The sequence below is a fragment of the Mycobacterium sp. 852002-51961_SCH5331710 genome (genome assembly GCF_001665535.1).
GTDB lineage: Bacteria > Actinomycetota > Actinomycetes > Mycobacteriales > Mycobacteriaceae > Mycobacterium.
The window spans coordinates 1-18292 of record NZ_LZSQ01000062.1; the positions used below are offsets into that span (position 1 = coordinate 1).

Annotated in this window: 17 protein-coding genes and 3 pseudogenes; 15 read left to right on the forward strand and 5 right to left on the reverse strand. The window is 65.4% G+C overall.

Features of this window, described 5'->3' with window-relative positions; all coding sequences use genetic code 11:
- Window positions 1-239, reverse strand: a pseudogene (locus tag A5752_RS10475) (amidohydrolase family protein); the annotation flags it as partial.
- Window positions 240-499: 260 nt separating this feature from the next.
- Here A5752_RS10475 and A5752_RS10480 point away from each other — a divergent pair.
- The 8 genes from A5752_RS10480 to A5752_RS10515 all read left to right on the forward strand — a co-directional run bounded on the left by A5752_RS10480 (window position 500) and on the right by A5752_RS10515 (window position 7369).
- Complete coding sequence (locus tag A5752_RS10480) at window positions 500-1039, forward strand: carboxymuconolactone decarboxylase family protein (protein WP_067084957.1); 540 nt, start codon at window positions 500-502, stop codon at window positions 1037-1039.
- Window positions 1040-1045: 6 nt separating this feature from the next.
- Window positions 1046-2377, forward strand: coding sequence for an aromatic ring-hydroxylating oxygenase subunit alpha (locus A5752_RS10485; protein WP_067084936.1), 1332 nt, complete (start codon window positions 1046-1048; stop codon window positions 2375-2377).
- Window positions 2370-2699: a hypothetical protein gene (locus A5752_RS10490; protein WP_064346540.1), complete on the forward strand. Its 330-nt coding sequence runs from the start codon at window positions 2370-2372 to the stop codon at window positions 2697-2699. The genes A5752_RS10485 and A5752_RS10490 overlap by 8 nt, the downstream gene beginning before the upstream one ends.
- 65 nt (window positions 2700-2764) lie before the next feature.
- Window positions 2765-3979, forward strand: coding sequence for a metal-dependent hydrolase family protein (locus A5752_RS10495; RefSeq protein ID WP_067084937.1), 1215 nt, complete (start codon window positions 2765-2767; stop codon window positions 3977-3979).
- Window positions 3966-4394, forward strand: coding sequence for a nuclear transport factor 2 family protein (locus tag A5752_RS10500; RefSeq protein WP_067084939.1), 429 nt, complete (start codon window positions 3966-3968; stop codon window positions 4392-4394). Before A5752_RS10495 ends, A5752_RS10500 begins: the two co-directional genes overlap by 14 nt.
- Window positions 4391-5515, forward strand: coding sequence for an acyl-CoA dehydrogenase family protein (locus A5752_RS10505; RefSeq protein WP_067084941.1), 1125 nt, complete (start codon window positions 4391-4393; stop codon window positions 5513-5515). Before A5752_RS10500 ends, A5752_RS10505 begins: the two co-directional genes overlap by 4 nt.
- Window positions 5516-5551: 36 nt before the next feature.
- Window positions 5552-6319 (forward strand): acyl-CoA dehydrogenase family protein, encoded by a 768-nt coding sequence (locus A5752_RS10510; protein WP_067084958.1) that lies wholly within the window; start codon window positions 5552-5554, stop codon window positions 6317-6319.
- A 162-nt stretch (window positions 6320-6481) separates the two neighbouring features.
- Window positions 6482-7369, forward strand: coding sequence for a type IV toxin-antitoxin system AbiEi family antitoxin (locus A5752_RS10515; RefSeq protein WP_067084943.1), 888 nt, complete (start codon window positions 6482-6484; stop codon window positions 7367-7369).
- Between the two features lie 73 nt (window positions 7370-7442).
- Here A5752_RS10515 and A5752_RS10520 read toward each other — a convergent pair whose 3' ends face one another.
- Window positions 7443-8225, reverse strand: a complete 783-nt coding sequence (locus A5752_RS10520) for an enoyl-CoA hydratase (RefSeq protein ID WP_067084945.1) — start codon at window positions 8223-8225, stop codon at window positions 7443-7445.
- 12 nt (window positions 8226-8237) lie between these two features.
- Window positions 8238-9413: an acyl-CoA dehydrogenase family protein gene (locus A5752_RS10525; RefSeq protein WP_067084946.1), complete on the reverse strand. Its 1176-nt coding sequence runs from the start codon at window positions 9411-9413 to the stop codon at window positions 8238-8240.
- Window positions 9414-9535: 122 nt separating this feature from the next.
- Here A5752_RS10525 and A5752_RS10530 point away from each other — a divergent pair, with 122 nt between their 5' ends.
- From A5752_RS10530 to A5752_RS10550, 5 genes are all read left to right on the forward strand, one after another.
- Window positions 9536-10252 (forward strand): TetR/AcrR family transcriptional regulator, encoded by a 717-nt coding sequence (locus A5752_RS10530; RefSeq protein ID WP_082963830.1) that lies wholly within the window; start codon window positions 9536-9538, stop codon window positions 10250-10252.
- A gap of 310 nt (window positions 10253-10562) precedes the next feature.
- The gene (locus A5752_RS10535) at window positions 10563-11693 is read left to right on the forward strand and encodes a cytochrome P450 (protein WP_502686712.1); all 1131 of its coding nucleotides are present in this window, start codon (window positions 10563-10565) and stop codon (window positions 11691-11693) included.
- Window positions 11694-11732: 39 nt separating this feature from the next.
- Entirely contained in the window at window positions 11733-12569 is an 837-nt protein-coding gene (locus A5752_RS10540; protein ID WP_067084951.1) for a mycofactocin-coupled SDR family oxidoreductase, read from the forward strand.
- A 13-nt stretch (window positions 12570-12582) separates the two neighbouring features.
- Window positions 12583-13653: a phosphotransferase gene (locus A5752_RS10545; protein WP_067084952.1), complete on the forward strand. Its 1071-nt coding sequence runs from the start codon at window positions 12583-12585 to the stop codon at window positions 13651-13653.
- Window positions 13654-13710: 57 nt separating this feature from the next.
- Window positions 13711-14457 (forward strand): SDR family NAD(P)-dependent oxidoreductase, encoded by a 747-nt coding sequence (locus A5752_RS10550; RefSeq protein WP_067084960.1) that lies wholly within the window; start codon window positions 13711-13713, stop codon window positions 14455-14457.
- Here A5752_RS10550 and A5752_RS10555 read toward each other — a convergent pair.
- Window positions 14454-15425 (reverse strand): NADPH:quinone oxidoreductase family protein, encoded by a 972-nt coding sequence (locus tag A5752_RS10555; RefSeq protein ID WP_067084954.1) that lies wholly within the window; start codon window positions 15423-15425, stop codon window positions 14454-14456. The two genes, A5752_RS10550 and A5752_RS10555, sit on opposite strands and share 4 nt — an antisense overlap.
- Before the next feature lie 138 nt (window positions 15426-15563).
- Here A5752_RS10555 and A5752_RS10560 point away from each other — a divergent pair, with 138 nt between their 5' ends.
- Window positions 15564-16997: a WS/DGAT/MGAT family O-acyltransferase gene (locus A5752_RS10560; protein ID WP_067084955.1), complete on the forward strand. Its 1434-nt coding sequence runs from the start codon at window positions 15564-15566 to the stop codon at window positions 16995-16997.
- Here the strand turns inward: A5752_RS10560 and A5752_RS10565 are convergent.
- Window positions 16994-18061 (reverse strand): annotated as a pseudogene (locus A5752_RS10565) (AMP-binding protein); the annotation flags it as partial. The gene A5752_RS10560 and the pseudogene A5752_RS10565 overlap by 4 nt on opposite strands.
- Here A5752_RS10565 and A5752_RS10570 point away from each other — a divergent pair.
- Window positions 18044-18292 (forward strand): annotated as a pseudogene (locus A5752_RS10570) (acyl-CoA synthetase); the annotation flags it as partial. The pseudogenes A5752_RS10565 and A5752_RS10570 overlap by 18 nt on opposite strands.

Below are 18292 nucleotides of genomic sequence, written 5' to 3' on the forward strand. Positions count from 1 at the left end.
ATCTCATCGAGGCCCTGCGGCTCCAGGCCGTACTCCTCCTTGGGCCGACCCGCCACCGCGTTGAGCGCCACATTCGGGATCACCGTGTCACGGAACTGCCAGGTATCCGAACCATCCGGATTGTGCACCAACCGCGGCGCCTCATCGATGTACTTCTTCGGCAGATGATTTTTGAACATATCGGGCGGTTCGACGATGTGATCATCGACACTGATCAAGATCATGTCGTCCTTGTTCATGCCCGTTCCTTTCGTCGCGTCCCCCGAGGCTATCCATCCGAGCTGTTCTCGATGTGAGGAAACTATCTTCTCACCGTACGAGAATCAATGTCCGAAAGCCACCCTAGGCCCTCCTGTCAGGGCGATTAGGTCCGACGAGGCACGCTTTTGACCACCGCCGATGACCTCCGGCGTTGACCATCGGCGAGAAAGGTGGAAATCTATTGGCGAAATATGAGAACCTGATTCTCATCACCGAGAGCACACCGGAAGGAGACGCCTTGCGCGTGCCGCCGCTGCCCGCAGCAGAGTGGGACGACGCCGTCGACCAAGCGCTGTCGAGCATGTCTCCCGAACGGCGAAATCCCGAACTGGCAGGCAACCTGCTGGCGACGTTGGTCCGCCATCCGAAGCTGACCCGCGCCTTCCTGCGGTTCAACTTCCACCTGCTGTACGGATCGACGCTGTCGCCGCGGCTGCGCGAGTTGGCGGTCCTGCGCGTGGCGCACCTGACCAAGTGCGAATACGAGTGGCGCCACCACGTCAAGATGGGCCGCGAGGAGGGTCTGACCGACGAGGTCATCGATGCCCTGCAACGCGGTGAGGCCCTCGACGAGCTCGACCGCGCCGTGCTGCAGGCGGTCGACGAACTACAGGACGACGCCAACGTTTCCGACGCAACGTGGGCCGCCTTGTCCGATCACCTCGAGGAACGTCAGCTGATGGACCTCATCTTCACCATCGGCTGCTATGGCGCACTGGCCATGGCCATCAACACTTTCGGCGTGGAACCAGACTCCGAAAATCTCGCAGAGAGGTAAGACACCGTGGCATTTTTCCCGAAACCAGAAGAGGGTAGCTGGACGGAGCATTGGCCCGAACTCGGCACCGCACCGGTCGATTACACCGACTCGATCGACCCGGAGCAGTGGAAGCTCGAGCAGCAGGCCATCTTCCGCAAGTGCTGGCTCAACGTGGGACGTGTGGAGCGGCTCCCCAAGAAGGGCAGCTACTTCACTCGCGAGATGCCGTCGGCGGGTGCCGGTACGTCGGTGATCATCGTCAAGGACGGCGACAACACGGTGCGTGCGTTCCACAACATGTGCCGCCATCGCGGAAACAAGCTGGTGTGGAACGACTATCCCGGCGAAGAAGTCTCGGGCACGTGCCGCCAATTCACGTGCAAGTACCACGCCTGGCGCTACAACCTGAAGGGTGATCTGACGTTCATCCAGCAGGAGGGCGAGTTCTTCGATGTCGACAAGGCCGACTACGGGTTGGTGCCCGTGCGCTGCGAGGTGTGGGAAGGCTTCATCTTCATCAACTTCGACGACGACGCCGAACCGCTGATCGACTACCTGGGCGACTTCGCGAAGGGCCTCGAGGGCTACCCGTTCCACGAGATGACCGAGACGTATTCCTATCGGGCCGAGGTCAACTCGAACTGGAAGCTGTTCATCGACGCGTTCGTCGAGTTCTACCACGCGCCGATCCTGCACATGAAGCAGGCGGTCAAGGAGGAGGCCGAGAAGCTGGCCAGCTACGGCTTCGAGGCACTGGCTTACGACATCAAGGGCAGGCATTCCATGGTGTCCTCGTGGGGCGGCATGAGCCCGCCCAAGGACATCAACATGGTCAAGCCCATCGAACGCATCCTGCACAGCGGGCTGTTCGGACCGTGGGACCGGCCCAAGATCAAGGGCATCCTGCCAGAGGAACTGCCGCCGGCGGTCAACCCGTCCCGGCACCACGCATGGGGTCAGGACTCCTTCGAGTTCTTCCCGAACTTCACCCTTCTGCTGTGGGCGCCGGGCTGGTATCTGACGTACCACTACTGGCCGACCGACGTGGACAAGCACATCTTCGAGTGCACTCTGTACTTCGTGCCCGCCACCAACACCCGCGAGCGGCTTGCCCACGAACTCGCGGCCGTGACCTTCAAGGAGTACGCGTTCCAAGACGCCAACACTCTCGAGGCCACCCAAACGATGATCAACACCCGTGTGGTCAAGGAATTCCCGCTGTGTGACCAGGAGGTCCTGCTGCGTCACCTGCACAAGACCGCGTGGGATCACGTGAACGCCTACAAGAAGGAAAAGGGCCTCACCAACGGCCAGACCTCCGCCAGCGCGAGCGAGAAGGACGCGATCAATGCCTAAGTTGCCGGAAGAATTCGCCGATCTGGAGCGGTTCACCGACTGGTGCCTGCCCACCGAAGAGGAGCGCTACCAGAAGCGACTGTCCTCGACGATGGAGGAGATGCAGGAGTTCTACGACGCCGGTATGGAGCGCCTCGAGGCCGTCATGGAGTACTGCGACGCCCGCTTCCCGCTGGACGGCATGCCCGACGACGCAAAGGCTCTCATCCACATGATGCAGTCGCTGGTCAACGTGTCATTCCCGATCGAGGTGTGGAAACAGCCGCGGGTGCTCGACAGCGGCGCCACCTACATCACCTGTATCCGGGAGCCGGTGGTCTGACGTTGTCTGCTCTTCGCGCAAGCGGTCCCCCGCAAGCGGGCGGTGCCCCCACATCGCCGAGCGCAGTGACCCTCAAAGCGGCGGGTCTGCTCGACGTCGATGCCGGGGAGATCGTCCGGCCGGGCATCGTCCGAATCGACGACGACCGCATCGTCGGCGTCGGCGGTGCGGCCGACGGCGAGGTCATCGATCTCGGTGACGCGATCCTGTTGCCCGGCCTGATGGACATGGAGGTCAACCTCCTGATGGGCGGCCGGGGCGAAAACCCCGGCCTTTCCCAGGTTCAGGACGACCCCGCGACCCGGGTGCTGCGAGCGGTGGGTAACGCCCGCCGCACATTGCGGGCCGGCTTCACGACCGTGCGCAATCTCGGGCTGTTCGTCAAGACCGGCGGCTACCTGCTCGACGTCGCGCTGGGCAAGGCGATCGACGCCGGCTGGATCGACGGTCCGCGGGTCATTCCGGCCGGTCACGCGATCACCCCGACCGGGGGCCACCTCGATCCGACGATGTTCGCGGCCTTCATGCCGGGGGCTCTGGAGCTGACGGTCGAAGAGGGCATCGCCAACGGCATCGACGAGATCCGCAAGGCGGTGCGCTACCAGATCAAGCACGGCGCTCAGCTGATCAAGGTTTGCGTCTCCGGCGGCGTGATGTCGCTGACCGGCGAGGCTGGCGCGCAACACTATTCAGACGAAGAACTGCGGGCCATCGTCGACGAGGCACACCGACGCGGCCTGAAGGTGGCCGCGCACACGCACGGCGCCGAGGCCGTCAAGCACGCGGTCGCGTGCGGCATCGACTGCATCGAGCACGGCTTCCTGATGGACGACGAAGCAATCCAGATGCTGGTCGACAACGACCGGTGGCTGGTCACCACGCGCCGGCTGGCCGAAGCCATGGACGTGTCCAGGGCGCCGAAGGCGTTGCAGGACAAGGCCGCCGAGATGTTCCCGAAAGCCCGCACGTCGATAAAGGCCGCCTACGAGGCGGGGGTGAAGATCGCGGTCGGCACCGACGCCCCCGCTATCCCCCACGGCAAGAACGCCGACGAGTTGGTCACGCTCGTGGAATGGGGCATGCCTGCCGCCGCCGTGTTGCGCGCGGCCACCGTCGTCGCCGCAGATCTGATCGACAAACCCGACTTGGGCCGCATCGCCGAGGGGTACCTCGCCGACATCATCGCGGTGCCAGGTGACCCACTCGCCGATATCGGCGTTACACGGGATGTCAGCTTTGTAATGAAGGGCGGTAAGGTCTTCCGACATGACTCGAACTGACGATCTGGTCGAGATCCAGCAGCTGCTGGCCAAGTACGCCGTCACCATCACCCAGGGCGACATCGAGGGGCTGATCTCGGTGTTCACCCCGGACGGGACGTACAGCGCGTTCGGCTCCACCTACACGCTGAATCGCTTCCCCGAGCTCGTCGACGCCGCGCCGAAGGGTCTGTTCATGACCGGCACGTCGCTGGTGCACCTCGATGAGAACGATCCGGACAAAGCGACGGGGACGCAGCCGCTGTGCTTCATCGAACATTCCAAACACGACATGCGGATCGGCTACTACAACGACACCTATGTCCGCACCGACGACGGCTGGCGGCTGAAAACGCGTGCCATGACGTTCATTCGGCGTAGCGGTGACCACGACTCGGGGCGCCCGCACGCAATCGGAAGGCCCGAGGCTGGATGAGCAGCGACCTGTTCGAACCTGCCGCGTTCCGCGCCGCGCTGCGGGAATGGCTCGACGCAAACGACCTGACCCCTTCCGACGACCACTCACTCGACGCCCATCAGGCCCAGCACCTACGGGTGCTCAAGGCGCTGTACGAGGCCGATTGGATGCGCTACGGCTGGCCGGAATCGGCTGGCGGCCTTGGCGGTCCGGACATCCTGCGCGCCATCGTCGGCGAGGAGGTGGTCGGGCGCGGACTCGACCATCCCGGCCCGTATTCGATGCTCGACGTGCTGACGCCGACCATGATCGACTACGCACGACCAGAACTGGCGGCGGAGATGGTGCCGCGGCTGTTGTCCGGGCAGGAGTCGTGGTGCCAGGGTTTCTCCGAGCCCGGCTCGGGTAGCGACCTGGCGTCGTTGACCACTCGCGCCGTGCCGCAGGGCGACAACTGGGTCGTGAACGGTCAGAAGGTGTGGACCAGCTTCGCGCAGTATGCCAAACGGTGCATCCTGCTCACCCGCACCGGCGATGCCAACACGCCCAACCACGAGGCGATCACCGCATTCTTCGTCGACCTCGATTCGCCGGGTGTCTCGGTGCGTCCGTTGCGCACCATGCACGATGTCGACGAATTCTGTGAGGTGTACTTCGACGATGTGGTGGTGCCGGCGGACCGTATGCTGGGCAACCCCGGCGACGGGTGGAAGGTCGCGATGGACCTTCTCCCCTACGAGCGCTCCACCTGCTTCTGGCAACGCATCGCCTACCTGTACTCGCGGTTCGACGAGCTCGTGAACGAAGTCAAAGGTCTTGGCACGGCGTCGGATTCAGATCTGGGCGAGGTGTACTTGGCGCTGCATACGTTGCGTTGCCGCTCTCGCGCCACCCAGCATCGGCTGGGCGAGGGACAGAAGCTGGGTGCGGACACGTCGATCGACAAGGTGCTGCTGGCGGGCGCCGAACAGCGGCTCTACGACACCGTGCGCGATCTGCTGCCCGGCCGCATCGAGCTCGAGGAGAACACCTGGCGCACCGAGTACCTGTATTCGCGGGCCGCGACCATTTACGGCGGTACCGCCGAGGTGCAGCGCAATATCATCGCCCGTCGCCTGCTCGATCTGGGTAAGGAGTGAGGAGTGGAATCCGGTTTGGACGCCGAATCGCTGGCGATGCTCGAAGACACGCTGCGCAAGACGATGCTGTCGGTCTCGGGCGCGGAGCTCGACGCTGCGCTGGCCGAACTCGGGTGGGCCGAGATGTTGGCCGACACCCCAGACCAAGCGATCCCGTTGGTGTTCCGCCTGCTCGGCGAAACCGGTTCGCATGCCTCGGTTCTCAACGATGTGCTGTTGGAGACGATTGGCGGCCTACCAGGCGGGACCCCGCCGATGCCTTACACCGGCGGCAGCTGGGTGGTGTGGGAACGCGCGGCCAACAGCGAGCCGACGCTCGGCGGCCTGTCCCTGCGCCGAGTACCCGATGGCGAGCTGATGCGGATGGGTGAGGCTCGCCGAGCGGTGGGCTGGTGGCTGGTCGGGTCGGCCAGGGCAATGCTGGCGCTGGCGCGTCAGCATGCGCTCGATCGCGTCCAGTTCGGCAAGCCGATCGCGTCTTTCCAAGCCATTCGGCACCGGTTGGCCGAGACGCTGGTGGCGATCGAGGGTGCCGAGGCGACGCTGGGCCTGCCCGGCACGGAAAGCGCGGACCTGACGGCGATGTTGGCCAAGGCCGCCGCGGGCAAGGCGGCATTGACGGCGGCCAAGCACTGCCAGCAAGTTCTCGGCGGCATCGGCTTCACCGCCGAACACGATCTGCATCGGCACATCAAGCGAGCGCTCGTGCTCGACGGATTGCTCGGCAGCTCACGCGAACTCACCAAGAGAGCGGGCGCAGGCCTGCGTGCCCGAGGCTCGGTCCCGCGGCTGGCACACCTGTAGTCCTGACGTTCCGCGAGCGTGCGTGTTTGCACACGACACGCCGCGGCATTTCATCACTTTGTGCACGCTCGTGCCTCACCGATTGTGCACAAAGCCAGTTTCATCCACAGATGGTGTTCTCGGCGCCCGACGTGTTGACGCGTCAGCGCGACGATTGCCGCCATGGACCCAGCCCTCAGGCACCTGTTCGACCGGCAAGGTGGATTGGCGACGAGCAGCCAGATCTTGGCGCTCGTCCCCCGGTACACATTCGAAGCCGTGCTCAAGGCAAGTGATCTCGAGCGCCTCTGGCACGGCGTCTATTGCCTCGGTGAACCAACGGACGAGTTGAGGTTGCGCGGCCTCGACCTGTCGTGCGGCACGACGGTGCCGGTATGCCTGGCCACCGCCGCGGCATTGTTCGGCTTCGACACCGAACAACCCGCCGAACTTCACGTCCTCAACCCGCCCGGCCATCAGCTGCGCTCGGCCGACGGATTGGTGGTACATCGCCGGGACGGTGCGCCGCTGGTGCGTGTCGCCGATCGGCTCGCGACATCGCCGGCATGGACCGCGATCGAAGTGGCACGCGCATTGCGACGGCCGCGGGCGTTGGCAACACTCGACGCCGCGCTCCGCTCGGAAACCTGTTCCCGGGCCGAATTGTGGCGTGCGGCAACCCGACAGGCCGGTCGGCGCGGCATCGTTGCCGTGCGTGACCTAGTTCCTCTCGCCGACGCCCGCGCGGAATCCCCGATGGAGAGTGAAGCGCGTTTGGCGATGATCGACGGTGGACTACCGATGCCCGAACTGCAGTACGAGTTGATCGACGGCAACGGTGAGCTACGCCGCCTGGATTTCGCGTGGCCCGACGTTCGCGTCGCGGTCGAGTACGACGGCGTCGATTGGCATGCCGAACCCGAAGCGCTGCGCAACGACCGTCGACGCCGCCTGGCCCTGCAGGACGTTGGGTGGACGGTCATCGCGATCGTTGCCGACGATGTGCGGCACCGAAGCTGGGACTTCGTGGCGAGGGTAAACCGAGAACTTGGTCACGCTCGTGCCGCGTGAGCGTGACCAAACTGTCGAGAAATGGCGGCTTGTCGTGTGCAAACACGCACGCTCGCGCCACAAGGGGGAACAGTTACTTGATGCTGGCCTTCATCTCGTCGAGGTTCACCAGCACCGGCCAACCGCCGACGCTCAGCGCGTTCCCGTGGCCCGTCTGGTGGATGTCGAACACCGACTGGATGGCCGCGTAGAAACCCTGCACGTCGAGCGTCTGGTTCACAGCGCGCTTGGCCTGCCGCAACGCGAACGGCGGCATCTTCGCGATCTGCTCGGCAAGCGCCCTGGTCTCCGCATCGAGCTGGTCCCGAGGCACCACCTTGTTCACCATGCCAGTGGCGGCGACCTCGTCGGCGGTCATCGCGCGACCGGTGAAGAGGATCTCCTTGGCCTTACGCGGCCCGAGTTCCCAAGTGTGGCCGTGGTATTCGACACCGCCGATACCCATCAGCACCACCGGATCGGAGAACTGGGCATCGTCGGCGGCGATGATCAAATCGCACGGCCAGCACAGCAGCAACCCGCCGGAGATGCAGCGCCCCTGGACGGCTGCGATCGACGGCTTGGGCACATTGCGCCAGCGCAGCGTGTACTCCAGATAGCGTTTCGCCTCGTGCTGGATGATGAAGTCCAGCGTGATCTTGTCCGGCACCGGTCCCCCGCCCCGCAGATCGTGGCCGGCCGAGAAGTGCTTTCCGTTGGCCCGCAACACGATCACCGATACCTCGGGATCCTCCGCCGCCCGGGTCCACGCGCCGTCGAGCTCGTCGAGCAACTCCGTGTTCTGCGCGTTAGCGGCCTCGGGCCGGTTCAGCGTGATGGTCGCGATGCGGTCGGCGACCTCGTACTCGATGTACATGTTGCAGTCCTTCTAGTTTCGAGGCAGTCCCAGCAATCGCTGGGCGATGATGTTGCGTTGGATTTCCGAGGTGCCACCGGCGATGGTGCCGCCGAACGTGCGCACATAGCGCTCGAACCAACCGCACCGGTACAGCTCGAGATGCTGCGCGCTGTACGGCCCAGAGAACGTGGGATGGTCCAGCGCGTCGGCACCACCGGCGTCCAGCACATATTCGGCCGCGGTCTGCGAAGCCTCGGACCCGAACAGTTTGAGCACCGACAGCGCGGCCACGTCCTCGTCGCCACGCTCGGCGCGGGCCAGTGCCACCGAGCCGAGCAGGCGAAGCGCCTGATTGTCCATCGCCAGGCGGGCGTACCGGTCGCGATCGAGCGCGGAGGCGGGCCGGAAATCCTCGACCAGTTCTTGCAGGCGGTCCGCATAGCTGAGCCACAACATGTTTCGTTCGTGCCCGAGCGAACCGTTGGCAACCCGCCAGCCCTCGTTCAACGGGCCGACCAGATTCTCCGCTGGCACCCGCACGTCGTTGAAGAAGACCTCGTTGAAATCGAGGTCGTCGGCGTCACAGAGTGACGCGAACGGCCGCCGCACCACTCCCGGCAGGTCCGTCGGGATCATCAGCACGCTGATGCCCTTGTGCTTGGGCGCTTTCGGATCGGTGCGAACAAAAGTCAGCAGGACATCCGCGTCGTGTGCCCCCGAGGTCCACACCTTCTGGCCGTTGACGACGAAATGGTTCCCGTCGGGGACCGCAGTGGTACGCAACGACGCCAGATCGGAACCGGCGCCCGGCTCGCTCATCCCGAGCGATGCGGTGATCTCTGCACGCAGGATCGGGACCGCCCAGCGGCGCTGCTGCTCGGGGGTGCCGAACGAGATCAGCGAGGCCGAGATGATGCCGACGCCCTGGGGGTTGTAGGTCAGATACACGCGCCGACGAGCCAGTTCCTCCTGATGCACGTACTGCTGCAGGATCGTCGCGTTGCGTCCACCGAACTCCGGCGGATAGCCGGGTAGCAGCCAACCGTTGTCGAACATCAGCCGCTGCCACTCCCGCGCCCAGCCCGGCACGTCACTGCTCGAACGCGACCGCTCGAGGGCGACGGCGTCGGAGGGAAGATGTTCGTCGAGGAAGGCGTTGAACTCGGCGCGGAACGCCTCGACGTCGGCATCGAAGGTGAGCTGCACGGAACTCCCGCCGGATCAAATCTTTGGTAGGACTATTGTTATCTCCAAAATGAGAATACTATTCTCATCGTGAGAAAGTTACAATCTCTGACACGTTGGCCGCGAGGGGGTCGAGGACCGCAATGGCGAGACGTTCTCCGGTACAGTCAGTTCATGTTCTCCCCGCCCGGCCAGCGTCTGAGCCACCGGTGACAAGCCCGAGCGAAGAGCCTGCCTGGAAGCAGCGCGCGGTCGAACGCTCCATCAAAACCGCGAAGCTCCGGGCCGCGCAGCGCGTGCAGCGCTTCCTCGATGCCGCGCAGGCCATCATCATCGAAAAGGGCAGCACCGACTTCACCGTCCAGGAGGTCGTCGACCGCTCGCGGCAGTCACTGCGCAGCTTCTACCTGCAATTTGACGGTAAGCACGAGCTGTTGCTGGCGCTGTTCGAGGACGCCCTGAGCCGGTCGGCCGACCAGATCCGCGCCGCCACCACCACGGCCGACGAGCCCATCGAACGGCTCAAGGTCGCCGTGCAGCTGCTGTTCGAATCCTCACGTCCGGACCCCACGGCAAAACGGCCGCTGTTCACCGACTTCGCGCCCCGGCTGCTGCTCTCACACCCCGCCGAGGTCAAGGTCGCGCACGCGCCGCTGTTGGCACTGCTGACCGAGTTGATGGAAGAGGCCGGCGAGGCGGGCCAGCTGCGGGAGGGCATCAACCCGAAGCGGATGGCGGCGATGACGATGCAGACGGTCATGTTCGTCGCCCAGTCCAACGGTGCCGAAGACGGCACGACGCACCCCATCACCGCCGACGAGGTCTGGGACTTCGTCTCGCACGGATTCGCCGCCGACTAGTCGGAGAACTCCGTTCTCACTTCCGAGGCGAGAATCACATTCTCGGCTCCTTAAAGCACCCCCGCGACCATTCCACACACCTGCGGAGAATCATATTCTTCTGAGCGAAGAGCTTAAATGTTCCGATTTGAATCCGTTGTTGACACCCCTTCATCGCGAATGCCAGAGTTGTGAGACAAATGCCAGCCCCATGTCTTATGCGACCTGACCGGTGAGAGGCGATCCGGTGACGATCAGCGCCGAAAATCCCGACGTACACGATTCGACGCAAGAGAAGCTGTACTACGACCCCTACAGCGTCGATCTCAACATGAACCCGTATGCGGTCTTCGCGCGTCTGCGCGAAGAGGCCCCGCTGTACTACAACGACAAGCACGACTTCTATGCGTTGAGCCGGTTCGAAGATGTCAACAAGGCCGTGATCGACCACCAGACCTTCATCTCGGGTCGCGGCGCCTTGCTCGAGGTCATCAAATCGGGAATGGAGATCCCTCCGGGCACACTGATTTTCGAGGATCCGCCGATCCACAACATCCACCGCAATCTGCTCTCGCGAGTGTTCACCCCGCGCAAGGTGCAGGCGCTCGAACCCCAGATCCGCGAGTTCACATGCCGGTATCTGGACCCGTTGGTCGGCGCCGAGAAGTTCGACTTCGTCAACGATCTCGGCGCACAGATGCCGATGAGGGTCATCGGAATGCTCTTGGGCATTCCGGAAGCCGACCAACGCCGCGTCACCGAGCACGGCGAGGCGACATTGCAAAGCGATTCGGTTGACCTGATGGCCACCGGTGAGGTGTTCGCGGAGTTCATCGACTACCGCACCGAGCATCCCTCCGACGACATCATGACCGACCTGCTGAACGCCGAGTTCGAGGACGAGACAGGCACCCGTCGCAGACTGCGCCGCGAGGAACTGCTGATGTACCTGACGGTTATCGCCACCGCGGGCAGCGAAACCACCACCCGCTTGATCGGTTGGGCCGGAAAGACACTCGCCGATTACCCCGAGCAGCGCGCGGAACTGGCCGCGGACCCGAGCCTTATCCCCCAGGCGATCGAGGAGATCCTGCGCTGGGAGCCGCCGGCGCTGCAGATCGCCCGATACGTGACCCGCGACGTGGAGTACTACGGTCAGACGGTCCCCGAGGGTTCGGCGATGCTGATGCTGGTCGGCGCGGCCAACCGCGATCATCGCCGCTTCCCGCCGAACGGCGACGTCTTCGATATCCATCGAGAACTGCACTCCCACATGACGTTCGGCGCCGGGACCCACTTCTGCATGGGCAATGCGCTGGCGCGCCTGGAGGGCCGGATCGCGCTCGAGGAAATCCTCAAGAGGTTCCCGACGTGGGAGGTCGACTGGCCCAACGCCCGCCCGTCGCAGACCACCGCCGTCCGCGGCTGGGAGTCCATGCCCACCTTCATCAACCCGAAATAACACCGAAACCCCTGTAAACACAACGAATTGAGGTACCCGATGACCGGACGTGTCGAAGGCAAGGTCGCTTTCATCACCGGCGCCGCCCGCGGCCAGGGCCGCGCACATGCCGTGCGACTGGCCCAGGAAGGCGCCGACATCATCGCCGTCGACATCTGCAGGCAGATCGACAGCGTGCAGATCCCGCTGTCGACCCCGGAAGACCTTGCAGAAACCGCGGATCTGGTGAAGGGCCTCAACCGGCGCATCTACACCGCCGAGGTCGATGTCCGCGACTTCGATGCGCTCAAGTCGGCCGTGGACGCCGGTGTCGAGCAGCTCGGCAGGCTCGACATCATCGTCGCCAATGCCGGCATCGGTAACGGCGGCGCCACGCTGGACAAGACCAGCGAGGGCGATTGGACCGACATGATCGACGTCAACCTCGGTGGCGTCTGGAAGACCGTCAAGGCCGGTGTCCCCCACATCCTGGCCGGCGGCCGCGGCGGCTCCATCATCCTCACCAGCTCGGTCGGCGGTCTGAAGGCCTACCCGCACACGGGCCACTACGTCGCAGCGAAACACGGTGTGGTCGGCCTGATGCGGACGTTCGCGGTCGAACTGGGCGCACAGAGCATCCGCGTCAACTCCGTGCACCCGACCAACGTCAACACGCCGCTGTACATGAACGAGGGGACGATGAAGCTGTTCCGTCCCGACCTCGAGAACCCGGGCCCCGACGACATGAAGGTCGTCGCCCAGCTGATGCACACTCTGCCGATCGGCTGGGTGGAGCCCGAGGACATCGCGAACGCGGTGCTGTTCCTGGCCTCCGACGAGAGCCGTTACATCACCGGCGTGACGCTGCCGGTCGACGGCGGCAGCTGCCTGAAATAGTCGGGGCCCGTAGATGACCGCTGCCGAGCTGTCGCTTCCGCGCAGCTGGGACGAGATCACGCCGAGCTGGATGACGGCGGCGCTCGGGAATCACTTCCCGGGCGCCACCGTCGAGGCCGTCACGGTCGCGCTGCGCGACGACGGCACCAACCGCCGGGCGCGCCTGGCGCTGACCTACTCGACGGGCTCCGGGCCGGCGACGGTGTTCGCCAAGGCCGTCGACCCCGACCACGCCGAACTCGTGGCGCTCACCAGCGGGCTCTTCCACGAACCCCGGCTCTTCAGCTCGGGAGTGTCGCTGCCGCTGGACCATCCGACCGTTTACGCCGCGCTCATCGACGAGCCCGGCTCGAACTTCGTGATGATCATGGAGGACGTCGTCGCACGCGGCGCGGACCCCCGCGACTCCACCCGGCCGATGACGGTCGAGCAGGTCGCCAACGGAGTTCGCGGGCTGGCGCGAATGCACAGCCAGTTCTGGGGTGAGCGACTGAGCACGAACCACGCGCTGAGCTGGCTCGAGCCGTTCGTCGCCTTCGAAGGCCTCGAGTACGCCCCGCTGGACATCGCCCGCGAGCGACTGGGCAACACGGTCTCCTCCGAGATCCTCGGGCTCAACGGCACAGACCTTTTCGTCGACATCTGGGCCCGCTACATCGGCACGCTGACGACCTCACCGCAGACGCTGCTGCACGGCGATCCGCACATCGGCAACACCTACGTGCTGCCCAACGACGATGTCGGGTTCCTCGACTGGCAGATGGCCCGACGCGGCAACTGGTCGCTCGATCTCGGCTACTTCCTCCAGGGTGCGTTGACGATCGAGGACCGCAGGCGGGCCGAGCGGGACCTGCTCGACGAATACCGGAACGCGCTCACCCTGCCCGCCGCCGAACTCCCGTCGGCCGAGGAGGTGTGGCTGCGCTACCGCGCGTCGGTCGCACACGGTCTGGCCATCTGGATGGCCACCCTCTCCGGCGGTGACGCCTGGCAGGGCGCCGACATCTGTTTGGCTTTGGCCCAACGGTATTCGGCGGCGTTCATCGACCTCGACACCCGCGCCGCACTGGCCGCGCTCGACTAACCCGTAAACGTCGACCCGTATGGGAAATCGGTGACCCGACTCGCGGAACTGCTCGAGATGAGCGGCAAGGTCGTCGTCGTCACCGGCGGCAGCCGGGGTATCGGGCGGGCAGTCGCCCAAGGCTTCGCCGAGGCCGGCGCCGACGTGGTGATCGCCAGCCGAAAGCTCGAGAACTGTCAGTCGGCCGCCACCGAGATCGAGCGCAGCACCGGCCGCCGCGCCCTGCCCGTCGGATGCCACGTCGGGCGGTGGGACGACGCCGAGATGCTGGTGGAGACCGTTTACGACACGTTCGGACGATGCGACGTGCTGATCAACAACGCCGGCATGTCGCCGGTGTACGACGATCTCACGTCGGTCACACAGGAGCTCTACGACAAGGTGCACGCGGTCAATGCCCGCGGACCCTTCCGTCTCGCAACGCTTTTCGGAACCCGGATGGCCGACGCCGACGGCAGCGGGTCGATCATCAACGTCACCACCGCGGGGGCGCTGCGACCGGACACGGCCGACCTCCCCTACGCCATGGCGAAGGCCGGGCTCAACGCCCTCACCCTGGCCTTGGCCGGAGCGTGGGCTCCGAAGGTCCGGGCCAACCTCGTCATGCCGGGCGCGTTCGACACCGACATCTCGAAGTCATGGGGGCCCGAGGCGCAGGCAGCGGCCGCGGCGATGAACCCGATGAAGCGCATCGGGGTGCCCGAGGACATGGTCGGCCTGTGTGTGTTCTTGGCCAGCGACGCGGCCGGTTACATCAACGGCGCTCAAATCCTGGTCGACGGCGGTCTTTTCCGCACGCTCTAGATCTCGATGATGACCTTGCCCTGCGCCTTGCGCTCGGCGACGTGACGCAGGGCGATCGCGGCCTCGTCGAGCGGAAAGCGGGCACCGATGTACGGACGGAGCTTGCCCTCAGCGAACAGCGCGTTCAGCTCCTCGTCGTCGCGTAGGACCTCGTCCGGATAGTCGGACGCGAAGGTTCGAATCTCCATACCGCGAACGGTAATGCCCTTCAGCAGAACCAGATTCAGCGGAACCGCTGGAATCTCGCCGGCCGCGTAACCGAGCGTGACGAAGGTTCCGTGCCGGCCGAGGCCGCGCAAGGCGGGCAGGGAGTACGGCCCACCGACCGGGTCGACGACGATCTGGGCGCCGGCCTCGCCGGTGATCTCCTTGAGACGCGCCCGCAGATCTTCGCGGTCGTAGTCGACAACCGCCTCAGCGCCGCGCTCGCGACACAGCTCGAGTTTCTCCTGTCCGGATGCGACGGCCAACGCCCTGCCCCCGAGGAGCGTCGCGATGTCGACCGCGGCGAGACCGACACCGCCGGCGGCACCGAGCACGACCACCCAGTCACCCGTCTGCACCGGAGCGACCGTCCGTAGCGTGTAGTACGCGGTCCGATACGTGACGCCGAACGCGGCGGCCTCGGCGTAGTCGACCCCGTCCGGGATCGGCGACACCGACCGCGCGTCGACCACCGCCTGCTCGGCAAAAGCGCCGACGAACGTCGTCGCCGTCACCCGAGCACCGACAGGGACGTCGACGCCGTCACCCACTGCGATGACATCCCCTGCCATCTCGCTGCCGGGGCTGAAGGGAGGCGGCACCTTGACCTGATAGTTGCCGCCGATCAGCAACACGTCCGGATAGTTCACCGCGGCGGCGCGCACCCTGATGACGACCTGACCGGGTTGCGGTGCCGGGTCGGGAAGGTCGTCGAGCGCGAGATCCTCGGGCTGGCAGTATTCCCGACACACGATGGCCCTCATCGACACTCCAATCGTTCGGCCACCTAACAATAGTCAGGGACCGTGCGCTGCGTTCCTGCTGACCGAAACCCCCCGATCATGGTCGTCCGGGTGGTTCGATGGAGCCCTTGGACACCGACGGTCCGCAGGGGTGGGGATGTGAAGCGACTCAACGGTATGGACGCCATGCTGCTGTACAGCGAGACGCCCAACCTCCACACGCACACGCTGAAGGTCGCGGTCATCAACGCCGCCGACTTCGACGGCGAGTTCACCTTCGACCACTTCCGGCGGACAATAGCGCGGCGGCTGCACCTGCTCGATCCGTTGCGGTACCGGCTCGTGGACATCCCCGGGAAGTTGCATCACCCCATGTGGCTCGAGGACTGCCCGGTCGACCTCGACTACCACCTGCGGCGTGTCCCCGTGCCGAGCCCGGGCGGGCGGCGTGAACTCGACGAGGTCATCGGCCGGATTGCCAGCACCCCGCTCGACCGCAGCCGCCCGCTGTGGGAGTTCCACTTCGCGGAGGGGATGGCCGACGACCGCTTCGCGCTGATCGGCAAGGTGCACCACACCCTGGCCGACGGTGTGGCGTCGGCGAATCTGCTTGCGCGGCTGATGGATCTCGCCGACGGCACGAACGACGAGCGCGAGGAGTACGCCACCTGTCAGCCGCCGAACCGGTCCGAGCTGGTGAAGGCCGCCATGCGTGACCACGCCGCGAACGTCGCCGCGCTGCCGGGGCTGACGCGTGATGCGGTTCGGGGTTTCACCAAGCTGCGGCGTCGCGCCAAACAGCGCGCGGCTCATCCGGACCTGGCGAAGATGTTCCGCACCCCGCCGACCTTCCTCAACCACGTCGTCTCGCCGGGGCGCACGTTCGCCACGGCATCGCTGTCGCTGGCCGAGGTCAAGGAGACGGCCAAACACGTCGGGGTGACGTTCAACGACATCGTGCTGGCCACCGCGGCGGGCGGGCTGCGCGAACTCCTGCTGCGCTACGACGGGCGCGCGGACCGCCCGTTGATGGCGTCGGTCCCGGTGAGCACGGACCTGTCACCGGATCGGATCACCGGCAACGAGATCGGCGGCCTGTCGGTCTCGCTGCCGGTACACATCGACGACCCGCTGGAGCGGGTCCGGTTGACGTCGTTGGCGACCACGCAGGCCAAGGAGAACTACGAACTCCTCGGCCCCAAGCTGCAGGGCCAGCTGATGGAATACCTCCCTCCCCCGCTGACACCGCCGCTGCTGCGATGGCAGAGCCAACGCGCCAAGCACAACCCGTTGATGAACGTCGCGGTGTCGAGCGTGCCGGGACCACGCCGTCGCGGCCACATCGGCGGCGCACCGGTGAGCGAGATCTACTCGATCGGTGTGCTCTCGGCAGGCAGCGCATTCAACATGACGGTGTGGAGCTACGTCGACCAGGTCGACATCTCGATCCTGTCCGATGACCGGACCTTCCACGACATCCACGAAGCCACCGACGCGATGGTGCACGGACTCGACGAAATACGGTCCGCGGCAGGGCTTCCCGCGCTGTCGGTGGTCAGCACCGCGATGGGCCCGGCGACCGCCGCCCGTTAGTCGACCAGACCGAGCAGATCCTTGCGCACCACCTTGCCTGTGCTGCCGCGCGGCAACTCGTCGAGGACGGTGATCTGCCGCGGGACCTTGTAATTGGCGAGGTTGTCGCGGACGTGTTGTTTGAGGTCGTCGGGCGTGGCGCTCCCGCCGTCGTTCAGCACGACGAAGGCGACGAGACGCTGCCCGTACTGCTCGTCGTCGACGCCCAGCACCACAGCTTCCTTGACGTCGGAGTGGCGGGCCAACGTCTTCTCGACCTCGATCGGATAGACGTTCTCTCCACCCGAGACGATCATTTCGTCGTCGCGGCCGACCACGAACAACCGCCCGGCTTCGTCCAGATAGCCGACGTCTCCCGAAGCCATGAACCCGTCGTGGAAGTCCTTCGTCTTCCCGGAAGTGTACCCGTCGAACAACGTGCCGCTGCGGACGAAGATCTGCCCGGTCTCACCGGCGGGGAGCTCTTTGAAATCCGCGTCGTAGATACGGATCTCGGTGCCGTCGGCGGGTGTTCCGGCCGTGTCCGGCGCCGCCCGCAGGTCGGTCGGAGTGGCGGTGGCGATCATCCCCGCCTCGGTCGCGTTGTAATTGTTGTAGATCACGTCACCGAACCGGTCCATGAACTTGATGACCACATCGGGACGCATCCGCGAACCCGACGCGGTCGCGAAGCGCAGCGACTTGCCGCTGTAGCGGTTCAAGACGTCGTCGGGAAGGTCCATGATCCGGTCGAACATCACCGGCACCACGCAGAGGCCGGTCGCCTTGTGCCGGTCCACCAACTCCAGCGTCGCCTCGGGGTCGAACTTGCGGCGCGTGACGATGGTGCAGGCCAACAGCGCGGCGAACAACAGCTGCGAGAACCCCCACGCGTGAAACATCGGTGCGACGATGACGGTCGCCTCCTCGGTGCGCCAGGGCGTTCGGTCGAGCACCGCCTTGAGATCACCTGCGCCGCCGCTGCCTTCGCCGCGTTTGGCGCCCTTCGGGGTTCCGGTGGTGCCGGATGTCAGCAGGATGATGTCGCTCTTGCGTTCGGCGGCCGCGGGCCGCTTGCCGAGGTGGTCGATCGCGAAGGCGCCGACATCGTCATCTACGACGAGGAGTTCTCCGAGATCGTCGAGCGGGCCATGGCCGACAAACCCGACGCCACGCGCATTCTCGCCTGGACCGATGAAGCCGCCGACGGTGTGACGCTCGATCGGCTCATCGAGTCCAACCTCGGCAAGCGGCCCGCGGCCGCCGAACGCAAGAGCGACATCATCCTGCTGACATCCGGCACCACCGGAACCCCG

Coding starts and splice junctions, on each gene's coding strand:
- A5752_RS10490 (WP_064346540.1), top strand. CDS start 2,370: ATGCCTAAGTTGCCGGAAGAATTCGCCGATCTGGAGCGGTTCACCGAC.
- A5752_RS10500 (WP_067084939.1), top strand. CDS start 3,966: ATGACTCGAACTGACGATCTGGTCGAGATCCAGCAGCTGCTGGCCAAG.
- A5752_RS10505 (WP_067084941.1), top strand. CDS start 4,391: ATGAGCAGCGACCTGTTCGAACCTGCCGCGTTCCGCGCCGCGCTGCGG.
- A5752_RS10510 (WP_067084958.1), top strand. CDS start 5,552: ATGCTCGAAGACACGCTGCGCAAGACGATGCTGTCGGTCTCGGGCGCG.
- A5752_RS10515 (WP_067084943.1), top strand. CDS start 6,482: ATGGACCCAGCCCTCAGGCACCTGTTCGACCGGCAAGGTGGATTGGCG.
- A5752_RS10520 (WP_067084945.1), bottom strand. CDS start 8,225: ATGTACATCGAGTACGAGGTCGCCGACCGCATCGCGACCATCACGCTG.
- A5752_RS10530 (WP_082963830.1), top strand. CDS start 9,536: ATGGCGAGACGTTCTCCGGTACAGTCAGTTCATGTTCTCCCCGCCCGG.
- A5752_RS10535 (WP_502686712.1), top strand. CDS start 10,563: ATGAACCCGTATGCGGTCTTCGCGCGTCTGCGCGAAGAGGCCCCGCTG.
- A5752_RS10540 (WP_067084951.1), top strand. CDS start 11,733: ATGACCGGACGTGTCGAAGGCAAGGTCGCTTTCATCACCGGCGCCGCC.
- A5752_RS10545 (WP_067084952.1), top strand. CDS start 12,583: ATGACCGCTGCCGAGCTGTCGCTTCCGCGCAGCTGGGACGAGATCACG.
- A5752_RS10550 (WP_067084960.1), top strand. CDS start 13,711: ATGAGCGGCAAGGTCGTCGTCGTCACCGGCGGCAGCCGGGGTATCGGG.
- A5752_RS10555 (WP_067084954.1), bottom strand. CDS start 15,425: ATGAGGGCCATCGTGTGTCGGGAATACTGCCAGCCCGAGGATCTCGCG.